This is a genomic window from Methylomicrobium lacus (assembly GCF_041897535.1).
Taxonomy (GTDB): Bacteria; Pseudomonadota; Gammaproteobacteria; order Methylococcales; family Methylomonadaceae; genus Methylomicrobium; species Methylomicrobium lacus_A.
In genome coordinates this window covers 700286-717318 of sequence record NZ_CP169217.1, presented here as the reverse complement: position 1 = coordinate 717318, position 17033 = coordinate 700286, and the positions used below count along the sequence as shown (strand labels likewise).

14 protein-coding genes are annotated in these 17033 nt (G+C 54.4%); 9 read left to right on the top strand and 5 right to left on the bottom strand.

Annotated elements, in window-relative coordinates; translation table 11 throughout:
* Window positions 1–26: 26 nt before the first annotated feature.
* The 4 genes from ACEPPP_RS03130 to ACEPPP_RS03115 all read right to left on the bottom strand — a co-directional run bounded on the left by ACEPPP_RS03130 (window position 27) and on the right by ACEPPP_RS03115 (window position 2030).
* Window positions 27–383 carry a four-helix bundle copper-binding protein gene (locus tag ACEPPP_RS03130; RefSeq protein ID WP_374089600.1) on the bottom strand — a complete coding sequence of 119 codons (357 nt, stop codon included), beginning with the start codon at window positions 381–383 and terminating at the stop codon, window positions 27–29.
* A gap of 585 nt (window positions 384–968) precedes the next feature.
* A complete protein-coding gene (locus tag ACEPPP_RS03125) occupies window positions 969–1409 on the bottom strand; it encodes a phage holin family protein (protein ID WP_374089599.1) in 441 nt (146 codons plus the stop codon).
* A 13-nt stretch (window positions 1410–1422) separates the two neighbouring features.
* Complete coding sequence (locus tag ACEPPP_RS03120; protein ID WP_024297771.1) at window positions 1423–1653, bottom strand: YqjD family protein; 231 nt, start codon at window positions 1651–1653, stop codon at window positions 1423–1425.
* 14 nt (window positions 1654–1667) lie between these two features.
* Window positions 1668–2030 (bottom strand): BON domain-containing protein, encoded by a 363-nt coding sequence (locus ACEPPP_RS03115; protein ID WP_374089598.1) that lies wholly within the window; start codon window positions 2028–2030, stop codon window positions 1668–1670.
* 492 nt (window positions 2031–2522) lie between these two features.
* On the opposite strand from ACEPPP_RS03115, the gene ACEPPP_RS03110 reads away from it, so the two are divergent.
* The 7 genes from ACEPPP_RS03110 to ltrA all read left to right on the top strand — a co-directional run bounded on the left by ACEPPP_RS03110 (window position 2523) and on the right by ltrA (window position 9412).
* On the top strand, window positions 2523–3002 hold the full coding sequence (locus ACEPPP_RS03110; RefSeq protein WP_374089597.1) for a BON domain-containing protein: 480 nt from the start codon (window positions 2523–2525) through the stop codon (window positions 3000–3002).
* Entirely contained in the window at window positions 3002–4135 is a 1134-nt protein-coding gene (locus ACEPPP_RS03105; protein ID WP_374089596.1) for a DUF1207 domain-containing protein, read from the top strand. Before ACEPPP_RS03110 ends, ACEPPP_RS03105 begins: the two co-directional genes overlap by 1 nt.
* Window positions 4136–4254: 119 nt before the next feature.
* Window positions 4255–4626, top strand: coding sequence for an ArsR/SmtB family transcription factor (locus tag ACEPPP_RS03100; protein ID WP_374089595.1), 372 nt, complete (start codon window positions 4255–4257; stop codon window positions 4624–4626).
* The gene (locus ACEPPP_RS03095; protein ID WP_374089594.1) at window positions 4623–5102 is read left to right on the top strand and encodes an arsenate reductase ArsC; all 480 of its coding nucleotides are present in this window, start codon (window positions 4623–4625) and stop codon (window positions 5100–5102) included. The genes ACEPPP_RS03100 and ACEPPP_RS03095 overlap by 4 nt, the downstream gene beginning before the upstream one ends.
* 18 nt (window positions 5103–5120) lie before the next feature.
* On the top strand, window positions 5121–5477 hold the full coding sequence (gene arsD, locus ACEPPP_RS03090; RefSeq protein ID WP_374089593.1) for an arsenite efflux transporter metallochaperone ArsD: 357 nt from the start codon (window positions 5121–5123) through the stop codon (window positions 5475–5477).
* 30 nt (window positions 5478–5507) lie between these two features.
* Window positions 5508–7268: an arsenical pump-driving ATPase gene (gene arsA / locus ACEPPP_RS03085; RefSeq protein ID WP_374090875.1), complete on the top strand. Its 1761-nt coding sequence runs from the start codon at window positions 5508–5510 to the stop codon at window positions 7266–7268.
* 662 nt (window positions 7269–7930) lie between these two features.
* Window positions 7931–9412 (top strand): group II intron reverse transcriptase/maturase, encoded by a 1482-nt coding sequence (gene ltrA, locus ACEPPP_RS03080; RefSeq protein ID WP_374089592.1) that lies wholly within the window; start codon window positions 7931–7933, stop codon window positions 9410–9412.
* 241 nt (window positions 9413–9653) lie between these two features.
* Here ltrA and ACEPPP_RS03075 read toward each other — a convergent pair whose 3' ends face one another.
* Window positions 9654–10694 (bottom strand): SGNH/GDSL hydrolase family protein, encoded by a 1041-nt coding sequence (locus tag ACEPPP_RS03075; protein WP_374089591.1) that lies wholly within the window; start codon window positions 10692–10694, stop codon window positions 9654–9656.
* A 410-nt stretch (window positions 10695–11104) separates the two neighbouring features.
* Between ACEPPP_RS03075 and ACEPPP_RS03070 the strand changes: the two genes are divergently transcribed.
* Both ACEPPP_RS03070 and ACEPPP_RS03065 read left to right on the top strand, forming a co-directional pair.
* Window positions 11105–11245: a hypothetical protein gene (locus tag ACEPPP_RS03070; protein WP_374089590.1), complete on the top strand. Its 141-nt coding sequence runs from the start codon at window positions 11105–11107 to the stop codon at window positions 11243–11245.
* Between the two features lie 580 nt (window positions 11246–11825).
* Complete coding sequence (locus ACEPPP_RS03065; RefSeq protein ID WP_374089589.1) at window positions 11826–16766, top strand: RecQ family ATP-dependent DNA helicase; 4941 nt, start codon at window positions 11826–11828, stop codon at window positions 16764–16766.
* Window positions 16767–17033: the final 267 nt, after the last annotated feature.

The window sequence follows — 17033 nt, the reverse complement described above, 5'->3', positions numbered from 1 at the left end:
ACATGACCCAAAAACCCGATTCACGCTTAGTGCAGGGCGCTCCCCATTTGCCGGCAACTCTCGGCACATTCCTTACATGCCTCGACGCACTCCTCCATGTCGCCGATTTTTTCGCAATCCGCCGCGCATGCCTCGCAGACTTCGGCGCAGACCGCGCATAGGTGATGCGAAAATTGGGAGCTGCTGAGCTGAAAATTGGCCGATGTCTGGCAAATCTCGGCGCAGTTCATCAGCAGGCGGAAGTGTTTGGGTTTAACGTGCTTGCCGCCGGCCTCCAGGCAATGGTTCATCGCGGTTGCCAGGCAGACCTGATGGCAGTGACTACAGGCCTCGATACAGGCTTGCGTGGCGTGTTCAGAGGGGGTGTGGGCTAATTGGGTCATGGAATTCTCCTGTGCTAAAAACAAGCGCGGACAAAGATGTCCGCGTCATCTCGACCTGGAACCCAGATTCGTGGCGATCCTGGGTAGTGCCAAAATCTTATAAACATATTAGCCGTAAAACGAGCCGCAGTCGGTACGGTATCAAACTTATACCCATCCGCTGAGGTCAGCGATGGGATGCCGCTGCCGTCGGGTAATATCGCCGTCCGGGCGCTTGCGACGACGCGCCCGGTTGACGGAAGGACTGCATCATCCAAACGAGAGGCAATGCTCTGTAAAAAGAGTGGACCGAGGTCACAAGGTTCAGCACGGTCCTCAAGGGTGTAGCCCTGTCGCTGCGTGGTTTATCGGCAGCGTCGCCACGGAATCTTGGGGATGGGCGCTTGGTGATTTCGCCGATGACAAATCCGATGCCGGCCGCCAGCAGTAAGGTCGCAGGAGCGGTCATCTGTTGGTGTATCTTCCGTACCAGCCTATCGGTGCGAACACCGACTTCCCGTCGACGTTCCAACACCTGCCGCTCCGCATGCCTGATTTGAGACGTCAGAGACTTGGGTCTGCTTGGGTTTAGACGAGGGGCCTTGATCATGATTTCTCGGCTTCCTGACGTCCTGGGGGGATGGGCTGAATACTGCGGAGGGTCGCAGGGAATTGTAGATAACGGCTGTTGCGGCGGATTACGCCACAGAGGATCAGAGCGAGCAGCAAATTGGCAGCGACGGCAAGCAGTATGGCGCTACTCATCACGACGCCATACTCGACCAGCCTCGCTACGGCGGCAGCCATGAGTCCCAGCCACGCGGCGCTCAGCAAAACGGCGACCATCACTCCCACCATGATCATGGCCACCAGGCTCTCGCCCGCCCGCTGCGTCTCCAGCGCGGCGAGCCGGAAGCGATCATGGCTTAACTCAAGCAGCTCATGCCATAATGACCGGGCATCTTCCAGCACGCCGGAATCGCTTGCCGTAGCGTCGCACGTGGCAGTACTCCCAGGCGTTTCATCTTTTTCGGCGTCCGGGTCCATGGTGTTTGAAAGCCTAACGGCCGCTCAACAGCCGGCTCAAGAGAAAGCCGGCCGCTACCGCGATACCCAGCGACGTTATGGGGTTATCGCGAACATAACCGCGGCAATTTTCCATTAATTGCTTCTCGGCAGTTTTCAGCTGATTTCCTTTTTCGCCAAGCGCATCTGCGGCCTGATTGGTCGCATTGGCGATCATATCGACCGCCTCATGTGCGGAATGAGATGCTTTGTCTACGGTTTCCATGGCGACATTCTCCTCTATTTGAGCCGCATATCATTCTTGACCGACTTCACGCCCGGGACGCGGCGCGCAACTTCGATCGCTGTATCCATATCGGACCTGGCGTTCACGAAACCGCTCAATTGAACCACGCCCTTGAAGGTTTCTACATTGATCTGGCCGGATCTGAGGTTGGGCTCATCGAATAACTGCGCCTTGACCTTCATGGTGATGACACTGTCGTCAACATACTCGCCGGATCCCTCATGTCTTGGCGTCGATGCGCAACCTGCAACAGCCATCAACGTCAGGGCCAAAAAGAATGTGGAAATAAATTTAATAAGGTTTTGCATGACTAACTCTCCCAGTAAACCATAAACAATCAAAATAAGGTATTGCATGACTCAACCCCTCGTCAGGTGTCTAATCCGATGGATTAAAGCAAACGATTACACATCTGATGCCGAAGTACGCGCCAAAAACCTTGGAGCCACTTTAGCTATAAAATAAGCCGTAGTCGGTACGGTAGTGTACATACGGACAGAACAGGTTTCCTAAAGTGGAAAGGGATCCCGTCTTTCAACTCCGAAGGCGAGGGTATTTTGACACCGTTATTCCAAATAGATGGCGGATATCCGCTGATCGGGTCTTGCATGTTGAAAGCGGACAATTTTTCCTGCCTGGGGTATGGGTTCTAAAGCCTGGGTCACAAGTATCGATACTAGCCGCTTCATGTGCGATACCATACAGACAGGGCCTGATCTTAACGCTAGCATTCTACGAATATTTTCTTAATCTAAATAACGAGGTTTTCTTGCCTCCGATGTTTTAGAAGGTGAGTCCTTCTATGTCTTTTGGCGGACTTTTAAAAACCCAACAATAAGGGATCGCTCATGAAAACGATAAATGAATGCATGCAAAATGTATTAGCCCCTAGAATTCTTCTGATAACCTGTTTATCCGCTGTGCTCGGACTGGCCGGTTGCGAACAAGAAGGAACGGCAGAAAAGGCAGGGCAAAAAATCGATCGAGCGGTTGAAAATGCCGAGCAAAAGATTGAGCAAGCGACGGAAAAGACAGAAAAACGACTGGAAAATGCAAAGGAGTCGGTGACCGACAAAACCCAGTCCGCGGGAGAATACATCGATGATTCTGTGATTACCATGAATGTTAAGGCGGCGCTATTAAATGATCCCTTCCTGAAGTCTTCCCAAATTGAAGTGACTACGGTGAATGGCGTAGTGAAGCTGAGCGGCACGGTGGATTCCGAGCTAAATATCGGCAGAGCGATAGAAGCGGCCAAGAGCCAGTCAAATGTAAAATCAGTGCAAACGGAACTGACTGTCAAAGCCAGTGCGCCGGGTACAAATTAATGGCTTATTGTCGCTTGATGGCGGTTCTGGGCGTGATGGTGGTGCCGGCATCTTTTGCGCATGCCGCGGCTCAGGATGACGCCTACATTGCAGGCTATGCTGCCGGCGTGTTAAAACATGACTTAAACCTTGAGATTAAGTCATTAAGCGTACGCGATGGCGTCATTCATTTCCCGATAGGCGGCCTGGAAGCCGCCGACCGGGCTAGGGCTGTACAGCTATTAGCGAAAATCCCCGGGGTTAATGCGGTAAAGACAACGGGAACCACGGCTCAACCGCTTATGGACTCTTCTGCAGAGGGAGGGCAGGTTCCCGCCGATGAGGCTGAGTCGACGACTGAATCCATTATTTTACCCACAGGGCTTCTTCCTGCCGGTCATTTATTCAAGCCCTTATTGGCGGATCCGCGCTGGGCTCATTTCTCGGCGGCTTTCCGTAATTTCCAGAGTGACAATTTTGATGGAAAAGATATAGCCTCCGTGAGTTTCGGTGAAACCATACCGTTTTACCGCGGCAACTTCGGACAATCCACTGTGCAATGGGAAGCTGGAATTCAGGCCGGGGTCTTTAGTGACTTCAATCTGGATGCGTCATCGTCCGATCTGGTCAATACCGATTTTATTGCATCAATTTATTCAAGCGTGCGCGCCGGTCAATTTTCCGCTTTTGGCCGACTTTATCATCAGAGCTCACATCTTGGCGACGAGTTTCTGCTGCGCAAGATAGATACTAAATTCGAGCGCGTTAACCTCAGTTACGAAGGAGTCGATCTGAGACTCTCTTATGAGCTTCCCTATGGCGTGCGCTTGTATGGCGGCGGGGGCGGTCTGTTCCATACCGAGCCTTCGGCGCTTAAGCCGTGGTCGGCGCAATACGGTATTGAGTTTCGAAGCCCGTGGCGCATCGATGTTGCCTCAATGCGCCCCATCGTTGCGGTTGACATCAAGAATTTTGAGGAAAATAACTGGAATACCGATGTCTCAGCCAGGGCAGGGGTAGAATTCGATAATTTACAAGTCCTGAGTCGGAAGCTTCAGGTTCTTGTGGAATACTATAACGGTTTTTCTCCGAGCGGGCAGTTTTATAAAGATAAAGTGGAGTATATCGGCTTGGGAGCGCATTACCACTTCTAATTCTGTCGCTGCTGAAAAAATAAACAAATTTTAGAACAGCCAGGGCTTTTTCCGACCTACTAACGCAAAGTTTAGTCACTATCATTACAATATTTCAACAATTATTGTATAATTGTCGTATGGATAAGCAACTTGCAACAACATTGTTTGAATCGCTGGCTTCCGGCGTGCGGCTGGATGTGTTCCGCCTATTGGTTAAACGCGCGCCCACCGGACTGGTCGCCGGGGAGATTTCCTCGTTATTGGCCCTGCCACCGACTAATCTGTCGTTTCATCTCAAAGCGATGACACATGCCGGTTTAGTTAGCGTCACCCAAGAAGGTCGTTACCAGCGTTATCGCGCCAATCTGGCCGTCATGCAGGATCTGATTGTTTATATGACCGCCGAATGCTGTGCCGGCCATCCCGAGCAGTGCTTTGAAAGCCAGTCAACAGCGGTCTTATCTGATACGAATCCTTCACCCTCTGATCAAATAGATTCTTACTTATGAATGTGCTTTTTCTTTGTACCGGCAATTCCTGCCGTTCCATTCTCGGCGAGGCCACCTTCAACCACTTGGCGCCGGCAGGCTGGCGAGCCATGAGCGCAGGCAGCAAACCCACGGGGCAAGTTCACCCTCGTTCACTCGCCTTGCTGGCACGAGAAGGTATTGCCTCCGAAGGGTATTACAGCAAATCCTGGAATGATCTGCCGGTCACGCCCGATATCGTGCTGAGCGTCTGCGGCAACGCCGCTAACGAAACCTGCCCGGTTTATCTCGGACCGGTGCTGCGCAGCCATTGGGGCGTCGAAGACCCAGCCCATGTCACCGGCAGCGACGAGAAAATCGACGCCGCCTTTATGATCGCCTATCGTATTCTGCGTTACCGCATCGAAACCTTTCTGGCGCTACCGCTCAACGAATTACAAATCGACCACGAACGCCTGAAAGCGGAACTGGATCACATCGGTACCTTGTTACCCTAAACTTTAAGGAGAACCCTCATGAAAAACATTCAAGTATTTGACCCTGCCTTGTGCTGCAGCACCGGCGTTTGCGGCGTGGATGTGGATCAACAATTAGTCGACTTTTCCGCCGATGTCGATTGGGCCAAACAGAATGGTGCCCAGATCGAGCGTTTCAATCTGGCCCAGCAACCCATGGCCTTCGCCGAAAACGCCACCGCAAAAGCCTTTCTGGAACGTTCCGGCGCGGAAGCGCTGCCATTGATTCTGGTTAACGGCGAAGTCGCGTTGGCCGGCCGTTACCCCAACCGTAGCGAACTGGCACGTTGGGCCGGTATTGTCCAGGCGGAAGCAAAGCCGCAATCCAGTTGCTGCAGCGGCAGTAAATGCTGCTAATCACCATTTAGGACTCTCGCCATGGCTGACATGAAATTTCTCGATCACGCGCCGCGCTTTTTGTTTTTTACCGGCAAGGGCGGCGTCGGCAAGACTTCGATTGCCTGCGCCACGGCAATACAGCTTGCGGATGCCGGCCGCCGCGTACTGCTGGTCAGTACCGATCCGGCGTCCAATGTGGGTCAAGTGTTCGGCATCACCATCGGCAACCAAATTACGGTGATCCCGGGTGTGCCGGGACTGGCGACACTGGAAATTGATCCCCAGGCCGCCGCCCAAGCCTACCGTGACCGTATCGTCGACCCGGTACGCGGCGTGCTGCCGGAAACGGTGCTGAAAGGCATCGAGGAACAGCTGTCCGGCGCTTGTACCACCGAAATCGCGGCGTTTGACGAATTCACCGCGCTGCTGATCGACTCGGCACTGACCGCCGACTACGACCATATCGTGTTCGACACGGCTCCTACCGGTCATACCATTCGCCTGTTGCAACTGCCCGGCGCCTGGAGCGGCTTTCTGGAAGCAGGCAAAGGCGACGCTTCTTGTTTGGGTCCGTTAGCCGGGCTGGAAAAACAGCGCACTCAGTATAAGGCAGCGGTCGACGCGTTGGCCGACGCGGAGCGGACACGCTTGATTTTGGTGGCCCGCGCCCAGCAGGCGACCTTGCGCGAAGTCGCTCACACCCATGAAGAACTGGCAGCCATTGGGCTGTTGCAGCAGTACTTGATCATCAACGGCATTCTGCCGCGCATCGAAGCGGAAAACGATCCGTTGGCCGCCGCCATTCACGAACGCGAACAATCCGCCCTCCAGGCCATCCCGGAGGTGTTGCGAGAACTCCCCTGCGATCATGTCATGCTCAAGCCTTTCAACCTGGTCGGGATCGCGGCGTTACGGCAATTGCTGGTTGATACGCCTCCCGAGGCGCATGTGAATGTCGATTCATCGATTGAACTCGATGAACCTGTCTTGTCGGATTTGGTAGACGACATTGCACGGGATGGGCATGGCTTGGTTATGCTGATGGGTAAGGGTGGGGTCGGCAAAACCACGCTGGCAGCTGCCATCGCCGTCGAACTGGCCCAACGCGGACTGCCGGTACTTCTCACCACCTCGGACCCGGCGGCGCATTTGAGCGAAACCTTGAACGGCACCGTGGATAATCTGACGGTCAGCCGGATCGATCCGCGCGTCGAAACCGAACGTTACCGGCAACATATCCTGGAGACCAAAGGCGCAAAGCTGGATGCTCAGGGCCGAGCCCTGTTGGAAGAAGACCTACGCTCCCCTTGCACCGAGGAAATTGCCGTATTCCAGGCTTTCTCACAGATCATCCGCGAGGCGGGCAAAAAATATGTGGTGATGGACACGGCGCCGACCGGTCATACCTTGCTGTTGCTCGATGCGACAGGAGCCTATCACCGTGAAATCAGCCGGCAGATGGGCGGCACGGGCTTGCACTACACCACGCCGTTGATGCGGCTGCAAGATCAGAAACTGACCAAGGTTCTGATCGTTACCCTGGCGGAAACAACACCGGTCCTGGAAGCGGCCAGCCTCAAGGAAGACCTCAAACGAGCCGGCATAGAGCCATGGGCCTGGATCATTAACCATAGTATCGCGGCGACGTCGGCCACATCGTCTTTGCTGCGGCAGAGAGCCGCGAACGAACTTCGTGAAATTAACGCCGTAGCCAATGATCATGCGCAGCGCTATGCGGTGGTTCCGCTGTTGAGAGAAGAACCGGTAGGCGCGGAACGCCTTCGCATGCTCATCAATCCGCAAGCCTAGGTGTAGCGGCTCGCGTTGGAAATCGGCCGGGCTGGCTTTTAACGCCGATTTCGGCTCGAATTAACGGCAAATTTGCGACACGAGGTCGCTTGGAGAAGTTGTTTCCACAAGGCTGTTGGAAACCACCCGTGTCACCGGGTGAATCTAGGGGCATGAATAAAGAGCTGCCTTGACAACGTAACGAAGCATGACGGTAGTCATGTGGGGTACCAATCGCGAGAGATGTACCCTCCTGGTAACCACAAACCAGGTGAGTGCTAGATAGCTGGTACGGTGAAGATATCTGAACCTGTAATAAAGATCGTTATTAATGACAAGCGGAAGTGGTTTATACGCTTGACCAAAAGGTATTGGAAGCGGGCAGAACGATTATTTGCTGCGTTCTCGTGACCCACACGCTTCCCGGTCGACAGCAGGCACCTAACCCGGCGTACTTCCCAAGGGAAACGTGGAAACCCCGTATCGCTCCCGGCCTTGGCCGGGACAGCGTGCCGTGAGGTACGCCTAGGGCGGTGCGGGTTTGGGATGTCGGAAGAAGCGAAAGCCGTGCTGTAATGGCACGGATACGGGTTTAAACGTTACCCGGTACGAAAGTGCGCCCACGTCCGACGGGTCTTTTATTGCAAGAGAAGAGGTAGAACCGACCCTATGAGGAAAAGCAAATGATGACGGCAGCGATGCCTGTTGGTGCATCCTCAGCCGCATTATCATGGGATGCCATCGACTGGCAGGCTGTGGCAATGCAGGTGAGACGGCTGCAGCTGCGTATTGCAAAGGCAACCCGAGAGCAGCGCTGGGGTAAAGTGAAAGCTTTACAATGGCTGCTCACCCATTCGTTAGCGGCAAAGCTGTTAGCCGTCAAACGGATTGGGCAAAACCGCGGCCGGAACACGGCCGGTATCGATGGCGTCACCTGGAAGACGCCGCAACAGAAATTGCAGGCGGCTTTGGCGTTAAGGCGCAGAGGCTATCAGGCTCAGCCTTTGCGGCGCATTTATATCCCCAAGAAAAACGGCAAGCAACGGCCGTTGAGTATCCCCACGATGAGCGACCGGGCCATGCAAGCCCTGTATTTGCTGGCTCTGGAGCCGGTGGCGGAAATGACAGGGAATCGCAACGCCTACGGTTTCCGGCCGAAAAGGTCGACAGCCGATGCGATCAGTCAATGTTTTAACGCCCTGGCACGCAAACAATCACCGCAATGGATACTCGAGGGCGATATCAAAGCCTGCTTCGATCAAATCAGTCATGACTGGCTGAAAGCCAACATTCCGATGGATAAAACCATCCTGGAGAAATGGCTGGACGCCGGTTATGTGGAAGAGCGAGAGATGTTTCCTACGCTGGCTGGAACGCCACAGGGAGGGATAGCCTCGCCAACGCTGGCTAATATGACGTTAGCCGGTCTGGAACAAGTCGCTATCAAGGCAGCACCGCGTCATCACAAAATCAATGTGGTGATTTATGCGGATGACTTCGTGATTACCGGGTCTTCGAAAGAAGTGCTCGAGATGCAAGTCAAGCCAGCCGTGGAAGCCTTTCTATTGGAGCGCGGGTTAACGCTCTCGCCGGAGAAAACGCAGATCACGCACATCAGTGAGGGATTTGATTTTCTCGGGTTTAATATTCGCAAATACCAAGGCAAATTGCTGACCAAGCCTGCGAAGCAATCGATTCAGTCCTTGTTAGCGGATATAAGAGCCATTATCAAAACTAACCCCACGGTAAAGACGGAACACCTGATTCGGCTTTTAAACCCGAAACTGAGAGGGTGGGCCAACTACTACCGCCATGGCGTAGCCAAAAAGAGCTTTTCCAGGATTGATCACCAGCTTTTTCTGATGTTAATCGCTTGGATCAACCGGAGACATCCGAACAAATCGGCCCGCTGGAAACGGAATCGCTATTTCCGCCGCCAAGGGCTGCAAAATTGGCTGTTTTCAACACGGATTCAGGATAAGCAAGGAGCATCCATACCGCTGGACTTGTTCAGTGCCGCCTCGGTGGCGATTGTTCGGCATATCAAGATCAAAGCTGACGCATCGCCCTATGATCCCGCCTATGACGACTATTTTGCCCAGCGTAAAGCATCACGCCGGGTAAATCCGTTCATGTGGTCTGGAATGGTAGCACAAGCAGAATAGCTTCAGTACGGTAATCAGGTTGCCGGGTCGTTAACTCGGCTTTTATAAAGGCTTGAGCGGTGTGACGGGAAACTGTCACGCACCGTTCTTAGGGGAGGACAAGGCAGTAATGCCTTGTCCTTACCCGGCGAAATAGCCTTTGGGCTCAGATCGGATAATGGGGCCGCCTCTGGACCTTCGCGCCATAGCGGCAAGGGACATTCGAAGCGGCCCCATTTTGGGGATGAATCAAGGCTGCCGGCTAGGGATAGTCAGCCAACACGTTCTCCGCCTCCTGCTTGATGATTGCGTGTACGGCCTTAGTGGGGTGGATCCCATCCCAGAAGAAGAAGCTGTCAGGTTTTTTGCAGGTATAAGGCGGAGTATTCGGCGTTACGCAAGGATCCGTGGCATTCGTCAGACCGAAGTCGCTCGGAGAGCCGATAATAGTCGCCATTTGATCAGCGATATCCAGTTGCGCGATCTGGATGCCTGACAGAACGCTGAGTGGTGTCAATACACTTTGGGCCAGCCCTTGATTGAACCCGTCCGTCAGGGTGCCTGCAACCGTTATCACGTCCGGCCCCAGGGCTGTCACAGCAGGAAGCAAATCTATCCTTGCCGCATTCAAGACGAGAAACTTCCTCGCCCCGGAAGCGTAAAGCGCTTGAATATTGTTGGCGATGCCGCTCAGGGCGTCAGTTATGACGGCGTTCGCCGCAGCCGCCGCCTGGACTGGATCGTTCGTCGTTTGAAACACCGTTAAGAACTCCACCAAGGCATCACGAATGTCATTGTTTCCAAACTCGATGACGTACAGTGCATCTGCCGGGGCCGTTTGCCCAACATCGTCGAGGAAAGCTTGCACCTGTTGCGGCAGATTGACCCTATCCGGGTAAATTGTGGCCCGTGCCCCGCCCACGGCGTAGTTACGCGCCTTGGGACTGTTGCTTTGGAAGGCAGGCCCGGCGTATGCCGCCAAGCCTTGCCCGTGGGCGAATTGCTCGATCCATGTCGCGCCGTTGCTGAAATGATGCCCGCCCTTCGCATAGGGGGCGCTTGGAATGAGAGACTCGTCCAGCAGCGCATCATAAGGCGGCGTGTACTGACTCACATTGCCCTCCAGATTCAAGCCCGATACTGGGTGAGCCAGCAAGGAGAATGCATTGCCAGGGTCGGACACGCTGGTACCAAAGGTCACGATGCTGCTGAATGTCAATTGGGCACTCGCCATGCCCGGTAGGCCAAACACAAGGATAGCCAAAATAAAGCGCGTCCAAATTCCGATCGATAGGTTCTTCATGTTATTCACCTCTGATTAATAATTGGATCGATGTAGATCGCACTCTCGCGATCTAAGGCTCAAGTTCCGTGCCGATGGTTTCCTATTAACTCAAGTAAGCTAGCCTTTATTTAGCAACAAAACCTGGCTCAGTTATGCATTGTCTTATGCTTTAACTAACTTCTACAATTAGTAAATATACTTAAGTAATATTACTTATTGACACTTGATAGTTTGATGGCAATTTGAGGCATCAGGCAGGGAAGCCGATAATGGGGTTAGGTTAAATTAGGGTTTATAATGAAGAAAGTTTCTTACTACCTGCCCAACAGCTATAGCCCGTCTTCCTCGCCTCGACTTGCCGTATGTCCCGCAGCACATCGTGCAGAGCGGCAACAACCGTCAGCCCATTTTCTTTCACGAAGATGATTATGGCGTATTTAAGCGACGCCTTGGTAAAGAACAACTGCCGGCTTTATGCCTTTGTCCTGATGACCAGCCACGTTCACCTGTTGGCATTAGGCGAAACCTCCTCCGGGGTTTCCGGTTTAATGCAATCGGTCTACCGTTGATCAAGTCACCGGCACCCTATTGCAGTAAGTACTATTGATTGGTTGTCGGAACCTGAGGAATATCACCGTTTGGCGGCGAGCCCCAAGGCCCGCGCGCTGGCCTTGTTCTGAGTCAACAATCGAAGCGCAGGAAAGAAGTTGAGCAACTGTCCGCCATACATGCGGTAGAGAGGTGGACTTTTTAGTCCGATTGCACTATCTTGGTTCGAATGATATTTGTGGCCTTAGAGATTTTATTTGAAAGGATCTCTGCTTTTCCTTATTTATGGACGTATAAGCTGAAATGCTAAATTTCAGGAAGTTTAATGATGGTCAGTATTGATTGCTCGCAGCCAATTCGAAACCCATCCTAAAATCTGGCTTAAATCTGGTTGATCTCACCATGGCACAACAGCCAGAAAAATCAAATGCTAAACGGGCTAGATGCCTGTGCATTGATATCGAAACCGCCCGGGATGACCGTTTGAGGCTAAAGGAGGTCGGTGTTTATCGCCCGGATACGGATGCACGTTTTCGCATCGCCGGCAAAGCGCCTGATTTAAAGTCTCGCTTAGATCAAGTCGCCGAAGGAGCAGCGTTTGTGCTGGGCCATAACGTGATCGCCTTCGATCAGCCGGCTTTGTCGCTCCTGCATCCCGATCTGGCCCTGCATCAATTGCCGTTGGTTGACACGCTCGAATTATCGCCGATCGCCTTTCCGCAAAATCCCTATCACCGCCTGGTCAAGGATTACAAACTCTGCACAACAACCCGGAACGACCCGGTGCGGGATGCCGAGCTGGCCTACGAGTTGTTTCTCGATCAGGCCGATGCCTTACGTCAACGTGTCGCTGACCATCCCGATGAAATGCTATGCCTGCATTTTTTACTCGCTTCCGAGAACGGCAAGGGCGTGGCCAATTTCTTCGCAACCTTGCGCGCCGCCTTGCGGCCTTCGTTAGGTGAAGCACAGGCGGCCTGGTGTCGCGCTACCGACGGCAAGGTCTGTCGAGTCGGTCAGCGAGCGGTCGTTAATGATTATTTGGCCGATCCGGAATGGCGCAAGCCGTTGGCTTACGCATTGACTTGGCTGCGGGTCGCGGGCGGCAATTCGGTGCTGCCGCCTTGGGTCAGCCTGTCATTTCCGAAAACGCGCGAGCTGATCACCAGGCTGCGCGATGTGCCCTGTACGGATCCGACCTGTGCCTGGTGCCGAGAACAGCATGACTTGCTCAAGCTGCTGCCGCACTATTTTCCGGGGATCACCCGATTTCGTGATACGCCTACGACGGCCGACGGGCGCTCGCTCCAGCAAGCGATCGTCGAACACGGCTTTGCCGGTAAACCCTCTCTTGCGATTCTGCCGACCGGCGGCGGCAAATCCTTGTGTTACCAGTTGCCGGCGCTGGCCCGCTTTTACCGGAACGGCAGCCTGACGGTGATAGTGTCCCCGCTGCAATCGTTGATGAAGGACCAGGTCGATAATCTGGAAGCACGCGGGATTACCTGCGCCGGCTATTTGAACAGCCTGCTGAATCCCCTTGAACGGCGCGCCATGCTCGATAAACTGCGGCTCGGAGATCTCGGCTTGATCTTTGTGGCGCCGGAACAATTTCGGAGCCCTGCATTTACGAACGCTTTAACGCACCGCGAGATCGGCGCCTGGGTGTTCGATGAAGTTCATTGCCTGTCAAAATGGGGACACGATTTCCGTCCGGACTATCTGTACGTTTCCCGCTTCATCAAAACGCGACAGAAAGACAAACCTTCGCCCGTGTTCTGCTTTACCGCGACGGCGAAGCCCGATGTCGTCCAGGACATTGTCGAGCATTTTCACAAGCGCTTGGGCATCACCTTGGAAACCTTGAGTGGGGGCATTAGCCGCGAGAACCTGCTGTATGAAGTCCATGCCGTGCCCGCCCAGGCCAAATACCCGGAGGTATTGCGACTCTTGCAGGAAGCCTTGCGCGAGCCGGGCGGGGCGATCGTATTTTGTGCGCGCCAGAAGACGGTCGAGGAAATGGCCGATTTTCTGAAGCAGGCGGGGCTGGACTGCGGTTTTTTTCACGGCGGAATGCTGCCGGAACAAAAGCGCCAGGTGCAGGAGGCGTTCATCACTGGGGACGTGCGGGTGATCGCGGCGACCAATGCGTTCGGGATGGGCGTTGATAAGGCTGACGTGCGCTTGGTGATACATCTGGATACGCCGGGCTCGCTGGAAAATTATCTGCAGGAAGCGGGTAGGGCTGGACGCGATCAGGCGCCAGCCCGGTGTGTCCTGTTGTACGACGATGCCGATCTGGATGTGCAGTTTCGCCTGCTGCGCAACTCCCGGCTGACTCAACATGACATTCACGCGATTCTGAAGGCGCTCCGGAGCATCGAGAAGAAAGACCGCAGCGAAGGCGCCGTGGTCGTAACCAGCGGCGAGATCTTGCTCGAGATTCCAGACAAACACGGCATCGATCCGGACGCGGCCGATGCGGATACGAAAGTTCGGATCGCGGTAGCTTGGCTTGAAGAAGCTCACCTCTTGGAGCGCCAGGAAAACCATACGCGCGTCTTTCCCGGTAGCCTCTTGGTGGCCAGTCTGGAGGAAGCCCGTACGGTACTGGAAAAAAAGCTTGGGTCAAAGACGAATATCGAACCTTATATCGAACTGCTGACCCAGTTGTTTTCCTGCGGGGAGGTCGAAGGCATCAGCACCGACGATTTGATGCTGGCGACCGGGCGGACTTCCTATGAAATCCAACAGATGCTGCGCGAACTCGATCGCTTGAAGTTGGTGTCCAACGATACCGAAATCGGGGTGACGCTGTACCGCGATCCGGATACGGCAGAACGCCTGGAAAAACTGCATAAATTGGAAGATGCCTTGATCGCGAATTTGCGCGAGTTGGCGCCCGACGCAGACCGTGAAGACTGTCAGCTACTGAATGTCCGCAGGCTCTGCGATACCCTGCGCCGCGATGCCGGCGTCGACCTGGAGCCGGACCGATTGTCCCGGCTAATGAAATCGTTCGCGGAGGCGTTCGGCAGTGGCGCCGGCCAGCGCGGTTTTTTCGCCTTGCGCCCGGCCGGGCAGGACAACCGCTATGTCAAATTGCTGCGCAGTTGGCAGGACATCGAACTCATTCGGCAGAAACGTATGCGACTGGCGCAGGCGCTGGTTACTCACTTTATCGAGCAGCGCCAAGGCAATAATCTACTGGTCGTCTGCAAGCAGGGCGATTTGGAAGCGGCGCTGCAGGCGGATCTGACGTTGAAGGATGTGGTCATCCGCGATTGGAATGCGGCGCTGGCGGCGGCGCTGCTTTATCTGGACAGCAACGAGGTATTGCATCTGGCCCGTGGCAAGGCCATATTCCGGTCTGCGATGAGCATTCAACTGAATGCCGAGGCGCGCCGCCGGCAATTCAAGAAGTCCGATTATGCCGAACTGGCTTTGCACTATCAGGATAAAATCATCCAGGTGCATGTGATGGCAGAGTACGCCCGCCTGGCATTGGGGAAGATCCAGGCGGCGATGGCGTTTATCGTCGATTATTTCGGGATGGATCGCGACGAATTCGTGCGTCGCTATTTCGCCGGTCGCCAGGAGATTCTGGAAATGGCCACTACCGAAGCATCGCACCGGCGCATTTTGACCGATCTGCAAAATCCGGATCAGCAGGCGATTGTGGCAGCGCCGAAGGAGGGGAATCAACTGGTTTTGGCGGGTCCCGGTTCCGGCAAGACCAAGGTGATCGTGCATCGGGTCGCCTGGCTGCTGCGTGAATGCCTGGTGGCGCCGGAAGACATCATGGTGCTGAGCTTCAACCGCTCGGCGGCGATCGAGATTCGTAGGCGCTTGTGGGATTTGGTCGGCGCCGATGCGGCCGGCGTGAGTGTGCAAACGCTGCATGGCTTGGCGATGCGACTGACCGGCACCAGCTATGCGGTAGCGGCGGAGCGGGGGGAGAGTATCGACTTTTCGGCCGTGATCAACAAGGCGACGGCGCAGCTGAAAAAAGCTGAAACAGGCGACGATCTCGGTCCTTCGGTGCAGCGCGACCGGTTGCTGTCGGGACTGCGCTATTTGCTGGTCGATGAATACCAGGATATCAATGCCGAGCATTATGACTTGATCAGCGCGCTGGCAGGGCGTTCCCTGAACAGCGAGGAAGACAAGTTAGCGTTGATGGTGGTTGGTGACGACGACCAGAATATTTATGCCTTTGGTGGGGCGAATGTGCGTTTTATCCAACAGTTCACGACGGATTATCAGGCCAAGACCTATTACCTGATCGAGAACTATCGCTCCACCGCGCACATCATTCACTGCGCCAACCGGGTGATTGCGCCGCTGAAGGATCGGATGAAGACCCGCCAGACCCTTCGGGTCAATCATGCGCGCCGTGAAGCGCCGGAAGGCGGTGAGTTTGTCGCGCTCGACCCTTTAACCCAAGGCCGGGTTCACATACTCGAAACGCCTTCGCATCTGTATGGCGAAGTCGAGTTAGCCCAGGCGGAACTGATGCGGCTGAATGCGCTGAAAAATGCCACCCAAATGGTTTTTTGGGGACGATTTGCGGTGATTGCCCGGCATTGGGATGCTCTGGAGCCGATGGCGGTCTTATGCCGCCATAAAGGCATTCCCGTGCGGCTGATGCGGGACGAAACTTTGCTCGATTTGCATAGCGCAAGGGAAGGCCACAGCCTGCTGTCGCTGCTCAAGCAGACGCGAAGATCGCATGTGCTGCTACGCTGGGGCGCATTGTCTCGTTGGTTCAAGCGGCGCTACCGGCAATCGGTCAATGACCTGATCGAGCACCCTTATCAGGCCATGCTGGCCCAGTTTATTATCGGTTGCGAATCGATGGCGCCGGGTTGTCCGCTCGTGATATCTGATGTGGTCGAGGCGCTTTATGAATTCCGTACGGGAAGCTCATCAGGCGCCAGTGCGAGTCAACATGCGCCGCTCCTGTTATTGACCGCCCATCGCGCCAAAGGCTTGGAGTTCGACCACGTGTTGATTCTGGACGCAGGCGGGTGGCAGGCAGCGAATGACGAAGAACGGCGCTTGTTCTATGTCGCGATGACCCGGGCGCGCCAAACGCTTACCTTATGCGCCCGATTAGGCAAGCCGCATCCCTTTATCCGGGACTGCGAAGATCTCTGTTTGAAATCGCGTCCCGCTCTTCAACACGAGAGCCAAGTATTGAATCAACGCAGCTGGATTGCAGATCCTGGGCAAGTCATCTTATCGTGGCCAGGCTATTTTGCTTCGGATAAACCCATTCATCGAGCCATTGCAGAATTGGACTATGGTAGTCAATTAATCTTACGGCCACGAAGCGACGGTAAAGCCGGTTGGGAACTGGCCGATCAAAACGGTCTGACGGTATCCCGGATGTCTCAGGCATTTAAGCCTCCGCAAGGTGAAATTATCGCGGTACGGGTTTCGGCCATTTTGGCACGACAAAAAAAGCAAGAGGAAGAGGGTCTTCGGTGTGGGCAATGGGAAGTAGTTTTGCCGGAAATTCTTTATCTACGTGACTAAATTGGTTAATCAGAGCCCAACCATCGTCAGTCGAGCTTCAGGATTATTGTGTGTAGATATGATATGCGTTTGCTTGGAATGAAATCCATGCCGAGTTTTGCCATGATGTGCCGGAATCTACAGTCAACAACACCGAAAGGACCGGTATCGCTGCATTTCGGTAACGAAACTGGCGAATTTCTATTTCCAAGATTATTGGCAGAGAGCTAAGCTTGGGACTTTTGGAACTATGCTTATGACGCTAAAAAACGCGGCGGACACCACCCA

What these genes read in the sequence shown, in the direction of transcription:
- ACEPPP_RS03130 (WP_374089600.1), bottom strand. Translation starts at nt 383, where the DNA reads ATGACCCAATTAGCCCACACCCCCTCTGAACACGCCACGCAAGCCTGT.
- ACEPPP_RS03125 (WP_374089599.1), bottom strand. Translation starts at nt 1,409, where the DNA reads ATGGACCCGGACGCCGAAAAAGATGAAACGCCTGGGAGTACTGCCACG.
- ACEPPP_RS03120 (WP_024297771.1), bottom strand. Translation starts at nt 1,653, where the DNA reads ATGGAAACCGTAGACAAAGCATCTCATTCCGCACATGAGGCGGTCGAT.
- ACEPPP_RS03115 (WP_374089598.1), bottom strand. Translation starts at nt 2,030, where the DNA reads ATGCAATACCTTATTTTGATTGTTTATGGTTTACTGGGAGAGTTAGTC.
- ACEPPP_RS03110 (WP_374089597.1), top strand. Translation starts at nt 2,523, where the DNA reads ATGAAAACGATAAATGAATGCATGCAAAATGTATTAGCCCCTAGAATT.
- ACEPPP_RS03105 (WP_374089596.1), top strand. Translation starts at nt 3,002, where the DNA reads ATGGCTTATTGTCGCTTGATGGCGGTTCTGGGCGTGATGGTGGTGCCG.
- ACEPPP_RS03100 (WP_374089595.1), top strand. Translation starts at nt 4,255, where the DNA reads ATGGATAAGCAACTTGCAACAACATTGTTTGAATCGCTGGCTTCCGGC.
- ACEPPP_RS03095 (WP_374089594.1), top strand. Translation starts at nt 4,623, where the DNA reads ATGAATGTGCTTTTTCTTTGTACCGGCAATTCCTGCCGTTCCATTCTC.
- arsD (WP_374089593.1), top strand. Translation starts at nt 5,121, where the DNA reads ATGAAAAACATTCAAGTATTTGACCCTGCCTTGTGCTGCAGCACCGGC.
- arsA (WP_374090875.1), top strand. Translation starts at nt 5,508, where the DNA reads ATGAAATTTCTCGATCACGCGCCGCGCTTTTTGTTTTTTACCGGCAAG.
- ltrA (WP_374089592.1), top strand. Translation starts at nt 7,931, where the DNA reads ATGATGACGGCAGCGATGCCTGTTGGTGCATCCTCAGCCGCATTATCA.
- ACEPPP_RS03075 (WP_374089591.1), bottom strand. Translation starts at nt 10,694, where the DNA reads ATGAAGAACCTATCGATCGGAATTTGGACGCGCTTTATTTTGGCTATC.
- ACEPPP_RS03070 (WP_374089590.1), top strand. Translation starts at nt 11,105, where the DNA reads ATGGCGTATTTAAGCGACGCCTTGGTAAAGAACAACTGCCGGCTTTAT.